The organism is Deltaproteobacteria bacterium, from assembly GCA_016218975.1.
Lineage (GTDB): Bacteria > Desulfobacterota > Deferrimicrobia > Deferrimicrobiales > Deferrimicrobiaceae > JAENIX01.
In genome coordinates, this window is the sequence record JACRCO010000056.1 from 1 (window position 1) to 13,484 (window position 13,484).

Here is a 13,484-nt window from a genome sequence, read left to right on the forward strand (position 1 = left end):
CAATACTTCCTCCTGGAACTCAGGGGAAAAGACGGGCCGGATGCGGCCCTTTTCGACCGGTATCTCCCCGGAAACGGCGTGCTCATATGGCGCGTGGACGCGGAGCAGATGGCCTCCGGGCGCGCGGCATTCGCGGTTAACAACGACTCGAACTTCCCGGCGCTTTCCGTGATGGAAGCCGATCTTTCCGATGCAAGCCCGACGCCGCACCTTCTCCAGCCGTTCTCGATCGGAGATTCCGCATTCGGCGTCGCGAGCGATTTCTTCTCCACATCGGGCCAGGTCTTCTCCCGGACCCTGCCGGTTGACGGCCAGAACCGCACGAACTCCTCCCCGACGATAAACACTTCCTCCACGAACCACCTCTTCGACTCCGGATTCGTCCTGACGATCAGGAATTTCATCGTCACTATAGTCACCCGGATCGTGAACGCGGTCTTCGACCTTGCGGTCGAACTTCCCTACTGGTCCGTGCGCCGTTCCACCGACCCGCAGCCGACGCTGAACACGAACAAGACGCTTTCCTACGCATTCGACGGCTCGAACAGGACATGGATCGGCACGGCGGACCAGGGAATATGGATTTTCAGCATTAACGCCTGGACGCAGATCAATTCGTCCCTGCTGCGCTCCTCCCGCATACAGGCGATGGCGTATGAACCCTCGACCGGCTCGATGTGGGTCGGGACCGATCAGACAGTGGCGAAGGTCAGGCTCGACCAGGTCCGCAGCGACGAGGTTTATCCGCTGGTCCCTTCCATCCTGAATGTTAAGAGTATCCGGATCGCGCGCGACCTGACGAAATGGATCGGGGGGGGGAGCCAGTTCGCGGCCATCACCGATACGGGGACCAATCAGCCCAGCGCCCTTAGATATTCGGACCTGACCTTCAAGGTTCCCCTTCTACCTGGAGAGCAGATCACCTGCCTGGAATTCGACAACGTCTTTTCGACGGACCAGTCCCTGGACCTTATTTATATCGGAACGTCCGCCGGGAACATATACCGGAATTTCCGCGAATCCGACAATTCCGTCCTAAGCCTTTACGGCACCACATTCGATGCATTGGCGTTCGAGAAGATTACGGCGCTGTCCGAGGCTTCCAATCCGCCGGCTTCGATCAACTCCATGGCGATCGACAGGACCGGATTCCTCTGGGTCGCGACAGACCGCGGTGTTTTCGCATTCGACCGCGGCGATCCTTCCTCAACCGACCCGAATGTACAAGCCGACCGGTACAATCCCTTCGACCTTGCGGGGGACAATACTCTGACCTCACTCGTCTACTTCCCCCCGTCGTTCACAAGCGCCGGAGCGCACGGCTCGTCGGGATTCATCGAGCCGACAGGGATCGGGTTCCAGAACACGGGGCAGACGCGAGATATCGTTTGGGTGTCCTACGGCGACCCCGTCGGCACGTCGGAGTCGGCACTGGGAGGTGCGGCCAGGATCGACCCGAACGTCCTGCTGAACACGGCCATCCCCAAGGACAACGCCGCCGGCATCGGGGCCGCCGACCTGGCGCGGATCGGTTTCGCGACCATGACGTTCACTCGGAACGCATCCAGTCCGGTGAACGGACCGGCCGTCAACGACCTCATATCCGCCGGCGGAGACGGCTCATCCAACGTGTGGTTCGGTACGAAGAATTCCGGCGCGGTCAGGTTCGGCTCCGGCGCCACCCTGACGCTCGACAAGTCGATCTATATCAACGACACGACAGTTGCGAACGTTACTCTTGTAGACGAGAACTCCGTCGCAGCGTCGCTGGATGTCACAGTCACCAGTTCATCGGACGGGACGGGCTTCACCTTGTCGCTTGCCAGGGGCACGGACAACGTCTACCGCGGCACGTTCGGCTTTTCGAAGTCCGCCACGAACAGCTCCGGTTCGCCCAAGGTCATCCTGGTGAAGAACAGCGACACGGTGACCGTCACCTACCGCGACACGAATCCCCCGTCGACCAAGACGGCTTCCGCCACCTGGAAAAACGTCTTCCCCTTCCACGATTCCCTTTTCATCAGCGGGTGCTTCATCGCGACGGCGGCGTACGGTTCTCCGATGGCGCCGGAGGTGCAGGTTTTCCGGCGTTTCCGTGACGCCCGGCTTCTGACTAACCCCGCCGGGAGGGCGGTGGTATCCGCTTATTACCGGGTGAGTCCCCCGCTCGCGGCCTTCATGGCGGAGCGGCCCCTGCTGCGCGCGGCGGCAAGGGCGGTCCTCGTTCCCGCGGTCCTCCTTGCGGAGTCGGTCACGGGCACGTCCCCCGCGGAGAAACTCGCAGCGGGATGCGTCGTCCTGCTTCTCCCGGGGCTCGTTTTCCTGTTCCCCCGGAGAACCATCGGGTGGAAACGGTCCAGGTGAGCCGCGGAGCGGGATATCTGTTGATCGTTGCGGTAGCGATCCTTACGATTTCGGAAGGCACCGCGAAGGGTGCGGGATTGATAAGCGGGAGTTACGAGCTGACGATGGACTGGATCACGGACAAGACCGCGACCGGTACTACCCGGACCGACCGGTCGAAGAACACGCTGGACTTGAAGTACAAGGGATTCCTCGCGCCCGTCATCCAGAACGAGGTGACATTCAAGGTGGAGAAGTCCCGGGATTCGATGGGGCCGGACACGACGAAGATCTTCCCGTCGGTCTCCCTCGGGTACAAGGGATCCTATTGGAACGCCGGAGCGAAGAGGACGATCGAGGATTCGAACGAACCTGGCCGGACTCCTTCCATCACCGACACCTATTTCATGGAGGTCTTCCTCGTCCCGCCGAGGAGGCTCCCGGATTTCAAGGGGAAATATACGCTGGAAACGAATTTCCAGGAGGGAACGACCGACGCCAGAAAGACGTCGTGGAACCTGTCTTCCAATTACCGGCCGTACGAATGGCTCGACCTGAAAGGGGATTATACGCGGAATCTTAACGACGACCTGCTGAGGGCGGATTCCGACACGGAAGATGAAAAGGTCAGCGGGACGGGTAGCGTCCGCCACTTCATCTCCGACAAGATCAAGCTTGATATCCAGTACAAGGTGGAAAAGAATAGCGGAGCCACCCTCCTGTCGGCGGGAGGGGCGAAAAACCAGAAAGAGGAAGAGACGCAGACCGTAAAGAACCTCATCTCGTTGCGCCCCTTCAGGGACACTACGGTCGATGCGTCCTTCGACGGAGAGCTCAAGCAGAATTTCGTGTCCGGAGAACACAACCTTACCGGCACGTACAAGGTCACGGGCAGCCAGAAGATCGGAGAGCCCTACGACCTCAAGGCGGATGCCGGGAGGACCGTCACGGAGGCCCGGCACACCGCGGACGACAACAAGAAGACGGAAGATACGTACACGGTGGATCTCAGGGCGAAATATTCAAGGGTCTTCGATTTTTACGTTAAATACCTCAAGAAGGATACCGTCGAGGATCATCCGTTCGACCTGACAAAGAACACGTCCTCGGGAAACGAGGAATGGACGGGGTCCTGGGTGGCGCAGATACTTCCTACGCTCGGAGCGTCTTTTTCCTACGACAAGAACGATACCTTCACCAGGGGAGCGAAGTCCGCGATCGACACCCGGTACAACCTGAAGGCCAACGCGGCGATCAAGGAAATCCGGCTTACGATAGACCCTTCCTACGAAATCGCGTTCAAGAACGACATGGTTACGAGGGTAAAGAGCGAGATTCGGGATTTCCGCGTCGTCCTGACCTACAAGCCGATCGAAACGAACAACATCAATTCCCTCCTGTCCCACACCTACGCCCGCAAGGAGGATTCGCTTGCGAACAATATCAACCGCACGGACAGCACGTCGGCGAACCTAACCTGGCGCGATCCTTTACCGGGCTGGATGGTGGGATTCGACGTCACCCGCCAGGCGACGGACACGAGCAACGACGATCTCCCGCCGGACATCACGACCAACTTCGGCGTGAAGGCTTCCTACAAGTACCGCCAGCTCCTTTTCGACACGACCGTCAAGTACGACAAGAAAAACATCGCCGACAACAGCGAAAGTTTCGACGCGAAGGTGGGCTGGACCGCCCCCTACTGGGACGCCAGCCTCACCTATGCCTTCAAGAAAACGTTTTCGGCCGCGCCGAACGAGTCCGAAAGCATAGGGTTCGTATTCCGGTACATTTTTTAATACCGCGCACGATCAAGGAGAGAGGCATGAAAAACCTGAAGAGGATGGCATGGCTCCTGGTGGCGACGGTTCTCGCGGCGGGCTGCTCCCGGCCGGTGATCCGTGAACACGCTCAACCTTCCAAGGCCAGGGATACATACCTCCGAATCAAGCGGGTGGCGATCTTCCCGCTGGAGAACTATTCGGAAACCAGGGACGCGGAAAAGACGGTGGACGCCCTGCTGGTGCCGGCGCTCCGGCTCGAGAAGATATTCACGGACGTCGAGGACACGCGGTTCACCCGCGACGTGATGAAGAAGCTCAAGATCACCGGGACCGACATCCTCGACAAGGAGGTCGTCCGGAAGCTCGGGGACGAGATGAACGTGCAGGCGATCCTGTACGGCAAGATACTCAGCTACGGCAAGGGGAAGGAGAAGGATGCCTCCTCCCAGGTGACGATGGACCTTGCCATGGTCGAGCCTCCCACGGGGATCGTCCTCTGGGTGGGAAACGTGACGGTTATCGGAGGATTGACCGCAGGAAAGATCTTCGGCGTCACCGAAGGGAAGACCGACGTGGAAGTGGCCAGGGACGCGGTCCGCGGCCTGACGTCAAGGCTTGCAGATGAGGTGAAACGTGCCAGGGACCAGGAGCGGAAGGGGATAGTCGCGGAGCTGAAGAAGGAAGAGGAGATCGAGAGGACGCGGCTGGAGAAGCTCAAGGGAGAGACCGGAAAGATACAGGAGCAGCTGGACAAGGCCAGGACGGACGCCGCGGGGATCAAGGACGCCGCCGCCAGGGAGGCCCAGGCGGTAAAATCCGAGATGGAGATGCAGAAAGCGGCGCTGGAGGCGGAAAAAGCCAGGACGACGGCCGCCCAGCAGGACGTCGAAAAAGAGAAGCTGAAAGTGGAGATGGAGAGAAAGAGGATGGAAGAGGAAAAGAAAAAGATCGAAGAGGCGCGCAAGAAGCTGGAAGCGGCGATCAAGGAAGAGCCGGTCAAGGAGGGCGCACCTCCCGCGGCTCCCGCACCCGCTCCGGCGGCCCCGGCGCCCGCTCCCGCGGCGCCGTCCGGTGAGCCTGCGCGTTAGAGCGCCACGAGGAATTCCGCCGCAAGCCGGCATTCCGGCTGCGGCGATCGATAATCGAGAGGAGAGGAACTTGAGAGAAGTATTCAGGCGCATCGGATCGGTGGTTGTCGCCGCGGCTGCATTCGGGATTTGGCTGGGATGCTCCACGGCGGAGGTGAAAAACGAGGTGGTGGGTACCGCAAACGGAGAGGAGATCCGGATCTTCGAGCTCCGGGAATTCCTGGGGATCAGGGGCGCGGCGGTGCCTGCGTCGGATATTCCGGCGGAGAAGAAGAAGGAGGCCCTCGACCGGCTGATCGGAGGCCGCCTGCTCGCGCAGGAAGCCAAGGCCAAGGGACTGGACAATACGGAGGAATACCGGACCTTGATCCGGCAGAGCGAAGACGACCAGTGGATCACGGCGCTCTTCAGGAAGGAAATCGACGCCAGGTCGAAGGACATAGAGAAAGAAATGAAGGCGGAAACGAAACGCCTGATGGAGGCGAACAAGAAGCTCACGGAGAAAGAGGCTGAATCGCGCGCGGGCAAAATGGCGTACGACATGCAGCTCAGGAAGATCCAGGAGGGGCTCGTGGCCTCCGCGAAAAAGGAGGTCCCTGCTTCCGTCGAAAATGCGGTGCTGCAACGAATCGGCAAGAAGGAGAAGGTCGGGGACGACACGGTCATCGCCGCCGCCGGCGCGGAGAAGATCACCTACGGCGAAGTGAAGAAGATTCTCCAGGCGATGGGAGGCGGGTCGCACGCGTCCGAGGAGCTGGCGCGCAATCCCATGGCGATCGAAAGGATCCTCGACCGGGAGCTCACGAAGCGGTCCCTTCTCGGGCTCGCGAAGAAGCAGGGCATCGAAGGCTCGAAATGGCTGGCCGAAGCGAGGAAGGACACGGAAAGGATCGTCCTCATCAACATCCTTGCGGACAAGGAGATCCTCAAGGACGTCGTCGTGACCGACAAGGATATCGAAGCCACCTACAAGGAACACTCGGAGATGTTCGTGCAGAACGGCAAGAAGATCCCGTTGGCCCAGATCAAGGAGCAGATCCGGGGGTTCGTCGCCACCAACCTGAAGAGAAAGTCGATCGAGGCGTACGTGGACGTATTGAAGAAAAAGGCGAAGATCACGGTCAATGAAGCCGTTCTCGCGAAGGTCTGATCCGCCCGGCTTTCCCGGGGCCGGAGCGAGGCGGCGGAGGGGGTCATGAGGCGGACGACATACGTTGCGGCGGCGGCAATCTCGCTGTTCGCCATGGTTGCGGGGGGAGCGGCCGCGGAAGTCTCCTTCGAGCCGGTCTATTCCGTCGGCGGCTACGGCATCGGGCGGCAAAGCTTCGATCGGCCGGTAGATGCCGCCGAGGACCGCGAGGAGAACGCATACGTCGTGGACCAGGGGAACAACAGGATCCAGGTCCTCGACCGGAGGGGTTCGTTCCTCAGGGAGTGGGGAGGGCACGGATTCACCGCCGGTCTCTTCGACAAGCCGTCGGCGATAGCCATCGACCCGGTATCGGGGAATCTTTTCGTGGTGGACCGGCTCAACAACCGCGTGCAGAAATTCGACTCGAACGGCAGATACCTTTCGTCTTTCGGCCGGCTCGGATCGGGCGACGGCGACTTCAACCGGCCGATGGACATCGCGCTCGACCGGAAAGGGAACATATACGTTGCGGACACGGGAAACAATCGCATAGAGAAGTTCGATCCGGGCGGGAGATTCATTCTGGAATGGGGAAAGTTCGCCCGCCGCAGGCGGGGGACCGAACTGACCAACCCGGTATCCATAGCTTATTCCGACGAGGGTTTCGGCTATCTGTATGTGCTGTCGTCGCCGGGATGCACCGTGCAGAAATACGACATAGACGGGGTGTTGATAAAAACCTGGCCGATGCGCCTTTCGGGCGAGGAAGGGCCGTGCGGCCCTTCCAGGATACGGATTGAACCCCGGAAGTATACGGTGTATATTGCGGATGCGGAGAACAACCGCTTGATTCTGTTCGACAAAGAGGGCGAGCCCCTCGGGGAGTTCAAGGGGGGGAAGGACCCGCTCAAGAAGCCCGGCGGCCTGTTCGTAAACATATCGTTCGGTGAAATCGTCGTTGTGACGGATACGGGAAACAACCTCGTCCGAAAGTTCAGGAGGATAAGATAAGCATGCGCATCTCCGCGACGGCTCCGGTTCTTTCCTTCACGCTTATTTGTTTAATGGTTTTTTCGGCGGGAACCGCCTTCTCGGAGGAAAAGGCGATGACCCCTCTCACGGGGATGATAGAGGGGATCAAGATGCTGGAGGTCGGCGCGGCCGCTCCCGATTTCAGCGTCAAGGACTCGGACGGCAAACCGTTCCGACTGGCGGACGATAAGGGGAAAAAGGCGTTTCTCCTCGTTTTCTGGTCGATCTTCTGCGAGCCGTGCAGGTTCGAGATGCCGGCCATCCAGAAGATGCACGAGAAATACCGGGAGGGCGGGCTGGACGTTATCACCATCGCGCTCGACGGAGAGCCGCTGGCGGGCAGCATCAACGGCTTCATCAGGCAGGAGGGGTACACCTTCCGGGTGCTTGTCGACGAACTGGATTCCAAGGAGATGTTCAAGGTGGCCGACCCGTACGGCGTGGCGGGGACCCCCACGCTTTATATCCTGGACCGTTCGGGAAAGGTCGCCTACGCCAAGGCGGGCAGGGTGACGGAAGAGGAACTGGAGAAAGCAATCCAGGCGGTTCTGAAAAAGTGAGCGGGTGATGCGGGCCGCGCTCCGCGGGGCGATTCTCGCCGCGATGTTCTGTCTATGGGCCGGGAGCGCTCTTGCCGTCGCCGTAGGGGAGCCGGCGCCATCCATCGAAGGGGAAGACCTGACGGGGGAAAGGGTCTCCCTGGAGTCCTATCTCGGCAAGAAGGCCGTTCTCCTGAAATTCGGCTCCATCTACTGTTCGACCTGCGTGTCGTCCCTCGAAGACATAGCCAGGCTGCGGAAGAAGTTCCAGCCGTCCGAGCTGCAGGTCATCGGCGTGAACCTCGACGTCTACGGCCTTGCGAGGGTCCGGAAATTCTACCGGGGCTATTCCTCCCTCATCGATTTTCCGATGATCGTGGACGACAAGCTGGCCGCCTCCCGCCCGTATGATATACAGTCGATTCCCGCGCATGTCGTCATAGACAAGGGAGGATTCGTCCGGTTCGTTTCGACCGGAGCGACCGAGAAGGACATCAAGACGCTGGAGGAAGCCGTCGCAAAGGTCGTACGCGGGGAGAGCGGCGCAGAGAAGCTGGCGAAGGAGCTTCCGCTGCAGGTTTTCCTGCCGCAGAATTTCTCCAAGACGTACCAGGATTCGATCTACGTAGTGGGCAGGACGCGGCCGGGGAACCGGGTGTCCCTGTCGCTGAACGGAGGTTCTCGACAGAGCCTGAAGACGATGCGGGATTACTTCTACATCCGCACCCCTCTTGCGCTGGGCTCGAACTATATCGAGCTGCAGGCGATCGACGAAAAGGGCAGGAGAGTCAACCAGGGGGTGGTCCTGTTCCGCGCGCCGAAGATCGGGGTGGGAATCGAATCGCCCTTCCCCGAATATCATTTCCACATGGAAAAGAACGAGGCGCCGTGCCGGAAGTGCCACGAGCTCAATCCCCCGGCGGAAAAGGCCCAGGGGTTCACCGCGGCGACGCGGTTCTGCCTCGGCTGCCACAAGGAGCTAACCGGACAGCGGATGGTGCACGGGCCGATCCCCGTCGGAGGGTGTTCTCCCTGTCACAGGTTCGAGAGCAGGCCGAACCGGTACCAGGTGGTCGCGAGGGGGCAGGAGCTCTGCTTCAAGTGCCACGAGGAAAAGCGGAAGGACCTGGTGCGGACCTACCTGCACGGCCCGATGTCGGCAGGCCTATGCACGATATGCCACAATCCTCACGCCTCCTCCGAGACGTTCCAGCTCCGGAGGTACGGGGGCGATCTCTGCGTCATGTGCCATGAAGGGATCAAGACGGTGCAGCGCAGGAAGACGGTCCACAGGCCGGTGGGGGAAGGGGCCTGCTCGAAGTGCCACGAGCCGCACTCGTCCGAAAGGAACGACAACTTCGTCAAGCTTCCGGGCGACAGGCTGTGCCTCTCATGCCACGGTGATTTCGCCCGCAAGGGACACACGCATCCCGTCGGCGTTCCACCGAAAATGGAACGGAAGATGAAGCTGAGCAAGGAAGGAAACCTGGTCTGCCTGTCTTGCCACGAGGCCCATGCTTCCGAAGAATCGAAGCTTCTGCTGAAAGGAGGGTGCAGCGGGTGTCACTCCTGAGGCGTCCGGCGCGGGGCGGGGGGGAAGTCTCCCCCGCAAAAACGAACCTGTCTCTCGAGTTCAAGCTGATCATGGCTTCGATGGTGCTCGCGCTGCTCACGATCGGACTGGGCGGAGTGGCTGTCTACAAGGTCAGCGAGGACGCAATCAAGGTGGATGCGCAGAGGAACGCCCGGCTGCTGGCGTCCCAGCTGGCGACGATCCGCGGTACCGGCGCGGAGGCGGTGCGGCCCCTCCACGACCTGCTGGAATCGGCGAAGGTGGAGACGTTCGGCGCTTCCTGGGTAATGGACCGCAACGGCTTCCTCGTCGCTCACATGGCCCCCAAGTTCCGGAACCTGGTGGAGGCGCAGACATACATCGGCGATACCGTCGTCGAGCTCCACGCGGCGGAGCAGCCGATCCAGCAGTTGGGCGAAAAGAACATCATGCACCGGGTGAAGCTCCAGGAGCTGATAGAGAAGTTCGACGGAGGGTTCGGCACGTACCATTTTCTGGGGGAGAACAAGATCCTCGCCTTCCGCGTGATGAAGGACCGCGGATGGCTCGTCGCGGTCGACCAGCCGATCAGCACGGCTTTCTCGGAGCTGACGCGCCTGAAAAAAGTCATCGTCACCACCTGCATCGTCATATCCATCCTCGTTATGGCGTTCAGCTCGTTCGCGGTCCGGATGATCATCCGGCCGTATTACCGCGAACAGGAGAAGTCGAACTTGCGGCTGGAGATGATGAACCAGGAGTTGGAAGCGTCCCGCCGCAAGCTGGAGAAGGCGGGGGACAGCCTGATGCGGCTGTACGACCTGAGCATCGCCATGCAGTATTCCGGTTTCCTCGAATCGCATCTTCCGCTGGTGCTCGGCGTGGCGCAGGAACGGTTCGAGGTCGACCGTATCCTGCTCATGATGCCGGATGCGGAAGGGAAGTTCTTGCGGTGCGCGGCCTCCGTGGGCAACGTCTTCGAATCCGAGGACAAGATTTTCGTTCCGATCTCGCTGGAAGGCGGCGGCTTCGCCCGGGCCTACCGGTCGAAGCGCGCAGTCTTCTGGGACGGGACCGAGGCGGTGCCGGAATACCTTAAATTCCGCCCCCCCTACGACAAGGTCCGTTCGCTGCGGTCGAAGGCGTTCGCCATCTTCCCCCTGGTCGCGAAGGAGAAGGTGATCGGCGTTCTGGGCGTCGACAACAAGATGAGCCATCGCCCGCTTTCGAAGGAAAACGTCGAAGCCATGGAGAGCTTCGCCTACAAGATGGCCTCGCTCATCGACAACACGCTGCACCTGCAGGAGATCCAGAAGGCCGCGCAGGAGATGGAGAACCGGGACCGTCTCACGGGACTGTACAACCTGGCCTTCATGAAGAAACTGGCGGAAGAGCATATCGAAGCGGCGACGGGCAAAGGCGTCCCCTTCGCCATGACGATGGTGCACCTGACGAATTTCAAGGAATACAACGAGTCGAACGGCTACAAGCGGGGCGATTTCGTGCTCCAGAAGACGGCCGAGTTTCTGAAGAGCCAGGAAGTCATGGGAGTCATCCCCGGCCGCTGTTTCGGCGCCAATTACATCGTCCTTTGCCCCGGGAAAAACGAGGAGCAGGCGAAGTACCTCGCCGATTTGTTTCTCAGGGAGTTCAACCAGTTCTCCTTCTACGGCGAGAAGCGGCTGGGAGACGGCAAGATGATCGCCAAGGTTTCGACGGTAGAGTACGTCCGCGAATCGGGAAAGACGTTCGACGAGTTTTTCGCGGAACTCGAGTCCGTGTGACGGAATATACGGTATGACCGGCGCGCCCCGCTTCATTCTTTTCGACCCGACGGGACAGGGGTGGCCGGGCGTCTCTCTTCCGCAGGTGGCGTTCGCCGGAAAATCGAACGTGGGGAAATCCTCCCTTCTCAACGCGCTCGCGGGACGCAGGCGGCTTGCGCACGTAAGCAAGACCCCCGGCCGGACGCGGGGCATCGCATTTTTCGAGGTGGAAGGGAAGTTCGCCTTCGTCGATCTTCCCGGGTACGGCTACGCGAAGGTTTCCCGCGAGGAACGGAATGCCTGGAAGGCGCTGGTGGAGGGGTATTTTTCCGGCTGCCGCCTTTTGCGCAAGGTGTACCTGCTGGTCGACGTCCGGCGGGGGCCGGGGGAAGACGAGAGGATGATTTCCGGGTACCTGGCGGACCTTTCCATTCCTTACCGGTGGGTGGGAACCAAGATCGATACGATCAAATCGGGAGGCCGGGCCGAGGCTGCCGCAAGGTTCCACGGGGCCGAGTGGCTGGAGAGGGGAGGCCCGCCGGCCCTGGTTTCCGCCAAAACGCGCGAGGGTATCGACGCACTATGGAGGGACATACGGTCCTCTTTTTCCGCTTGATTGTTTGCACGAAAAGGGGTATTGTCTTTCCGTTTTATTACCGGCCGGACCCTGCCGATATGTTCGCAAATCTCAATTAAGTCCGCCGTACGTCATCGGGGGACGCGGAGGGTACACCTTGTTTCCCATCGTGGAAAGCCGAGAAATCGCCAAGAACGTCATTTTCCAACGTATCCAGGCCCCCCGGATCGCCCGCAAGCGGAAGGCGGGTCAGTTCCTCATCGTCCGGAGAGGCGAGCTCAGCGAGCGCATCCCGCTCACCATCGTGGGATCCGACCCCGCCGACGGCACGGTGACGATCATCTTCCAGGTGGTGGGTAAATCCACTGCGGAGCTTGCCACACTGAAAGCCGGGGATATGCTTCAGGACGTCGTCGGGCCGCTCGGCCTTGCCACTCACGTCGAGAATCTCGGCACCATCGTGGGGATCGGCGGTGGGATCGGGACGGCACCCCTTCTTCCGATCGCGACCTCCTTCAAGCAGGCGGGGAACCGCCTGCTCTCGATCGTCGGGGCCCGCACGAAGGACCTTCTAATCCTCGAATCGGAGATGAAGGCTATCTCCGACCAGTGCGTCGTGACCACCGATGACGGATCGTACGCCAAGAAGGGGTTCGTCACGCAGGCGCTCCAGGAGTACATCGACGCCGGCACGAAGATAGACCTCTGCGTCGCGATCGGCCCGGTGCCGATGATGCGTGCGGTGGCCGAGGTCACCCGGCCGCACAAGATAAAGACGGTCGTTTCGCTGAACCCGATCATGGTTGACGCCACGGGGATGTGCGGGGCCTGCAGGGTGACGGTCGGCGGCAAGACGAAGTTCGTGTGCGTCGACGGGCCGGAGTTCGACGGGCACGAAGTGGATTTCAAGGAACTGGTCATGCGGAATCGCGCCTACCTGAGCGAGGAGAAGGCGGCGATGGAGAGATTCATCCATAAGGACGGCAAGTGCATGGGATCGGCAGCGACCGGGACGCCCGGCGGGGCCGGGAAGGCAGTCGTTACAACAGGAGGTGTAAGCTGATGGCCGACGTCACCCCGACTCCGAAAGCGGTTCGACCGAAGGTGGGAAGCATCCCGCGGCAGCCGATGCCGGAGCAGCCGCCGGAAGTCCGCAAAAAGAACTTCAGGGAAGTCCCGTACGGTCTCACACCCGATCTCGCCATCCTCGAGGCATCCCGCTGCATCCAGTGCAAGAATCCCGCGTGCGTGAAGGGATGCCCCGTCGAGGTGCAGATCCCCGAGTTCATCGACCTCGTGCGCCAGGGGAAGTTCGTGGAAGCGGCGAGGAAAATCAAGGAGACGAACGCCCTTCCCGCCGTGTGCGGGCGGGTTTGCCCGCAGGAAGAGCAGTGCGAGACCCCCTGCGTCCTCGGAAAGAGATTCCAGCCGGTGGCCATCGGCCGCCTCGAGCGGTTCGTCGCCGATTTCGAGAGGGTTACGGGCAGCATCCGGATCCCCGATGTCGCTCCGCCGACGGGTAAGCGCGTTGCTGTCGTCGGCGCCGGACCCGCCGGGCTCACCGTCGCGGGGGACCTTGTCAAGCTGGGACACGACGTCACTATCTTCGAGGCCTTGCACAAGCCGGGAGGCGTTCTCATGTACGGCATCCCGGAGTTCCGCCTCCCCAAG

The 13,484-nt window shown here is 60.9% G+C and carries 11 protein-coding genes; all 11 read left to right on the forward strand.

Features of this window, described 5'->3' with window-relative positions; translation table 11 throughout:
* Positions 1–2,364 (forward strand): hypothetical protein (locus HY896_07955; GenBank protein MBI5576282.1); only part of this gene is annotated, 2,364 nt, incomplete at its 5' end.
* Positions 2,346–4,142 carry a hypothetical protein gene (locus HY896_07960; protein MBI5576283.1) on the forward strand — a complete coding sequence of 599 codons (1,797 nt, stop codon included), beginning with the start codon at positions 2,346–2,348 and terminating at the stop codon, positions 4,140–4,142. The genes HY896_07955 and HY896_07960, both read left to right, overlap by 19 nt.
* A gap of 26 nt (positions 4,143–4,168) precedes the next feature.
* Positions 4,169–5,215 carry a hypothetical protein gene (locus HY896_07965; protein MBI5576284.1) on the forward strand — a complete coding sequence of 349 codons (1,047 nt, stop codon included), beginning with the start codon at positions 4,169–4,171 and terminating at the stop codon, positions 5,213–5,215.
* 70 nt (positions 5,216–5,285) lie between these two features.
* The gene (locus tag HY896_07970) at positions 5,286–6,365 is read left to right on the forward strand and encodes a hypothetical protein (GenBank protein ID MBI5576285.1); all 1,080 of its coding nucleotides are present in this window, start codon (positions 5,286–5,288) and stop codon (positions 6,363–6,365) included.
* A gap of 45 nt (positions 6,366–6,410) precedes the next feature.
* Complete coding sequence (locus tag HY896_07975; GenBank protein MBI5576286.1) at positions 6,411–7,358, forward strand: 6-bladed beta-propeller; 948 nt, start codon at positions 6,411–6,413, stop codon at positions 7,356–7,358.
* 95 nt (positions 7,359–7,453) lie between these two features.
* On the forward strand, positions 7,454–7,939 hold the full coding sequence (locus tag HY896_07980) for a TlpA family protein disulfide reductase (protein ID MBI5576287.1): 486 nt from the start codon (positions 7,454–7,456) through the stop codon (positions 7,937–7,939).
* A gap of 7 nt (positions 7,940–7,946) precedes the next feature.
* The gene (locus HY896_07985) at positions 7,947–9,491 is read left to right on the forward strand and encodes a redoxin domain-containing protein (protein ID MBI5576288.1); all 1,545 of its coding nucleotides are present in this window, start codon (positions 7,947–7,949) and stop codon (positions 9,489–9,491) included.
* Positions 9,479–11,254, forward strand: coding sequence for a diguanylate cyclase (locus HY896_07990; GenBank protein ID MBI5576289.1), 1,776 nt, complete (start codon positions 9,479–9,481; stop codon positions 11,252–11,254). The genes HY896_07985 and HY896_07990 overlap by 13 nt, the downstream gene beginning before the upstream one ends.
* A 13-nt stretch (positions 11,255–11,267) precedes the next feature.
* Positions 11,268–11,852, forward strand: a complete 585-nt coding sequence (locus HY896_07995) for a YihA family ribosome biogenesis GTP-binding protein (protein MBI5576290.1) — start codon at positions 11,268–11,270, stop codon at positions 11,850–11,852.
* 118 nt (positions 11,853–11,970) lie between these two features.
* Positions 11,971–12,876: a sulfide/dihydroorotate dehydrogenase-like FAD/NAD-binding protein gene (locus HY896_08000; GenBank protein MBI5576291.1), complete on the forward strand. Its 906-nt coding sequence runs from the start codon at positions 11,971–11,973 to the stop codon at positions 12,874–12,876.
* Positions 12,876–13,484: NAD(P)-binding protein (locus HY896_08005; protein MBI5576292.1), on the forward strand; the 609-nt coding region annotated here is incomplete at its 3' end. The genes HY896_08000 and HY896_08005, both read left to right, overlap by 1 nt.

What these genes read in the sequence shown, in the direction of transcription:
- HY896_07965 (MBI5576284.1), top strand. Translation starts at nt 4,169, where the DNA reads ATGAAAAACCTGAAGAGGATGGCATGGCTCCTGGTGGCGACGGTTCTC.
- HY896_07975 (MBI5576286.1), top strand. Translation starts at nt 6,411, where the DNA reads ATGAGGCGGACGACATACGTTGCGGCGGCGGCAATCTCGCTGTTCGCC.
- HY896_07980 (MBI5576287.1), top strand. Translation starts at nt 7,454, where the DNA reads ATGACCCCTCTCACGGGGATGATAGAGGGGATCAAGATGCTGGAGGTC.
- HY896_07985 (MBI5576288.1), top strand. Translation starts at nt 7,947, where the DNA reads ATGCGGGCCGCGCTCCGCGGGGCGATTCTCGCCGCGATGTTCTGTCTA.
- HY896_07995 (MBI5576290.1), top strand. Translation starts at nt 11,268, where the DNA reads ATGACCGGCGCGCCCCGCTTCATTCTTTTCGACCCGACGGGACAGGGG.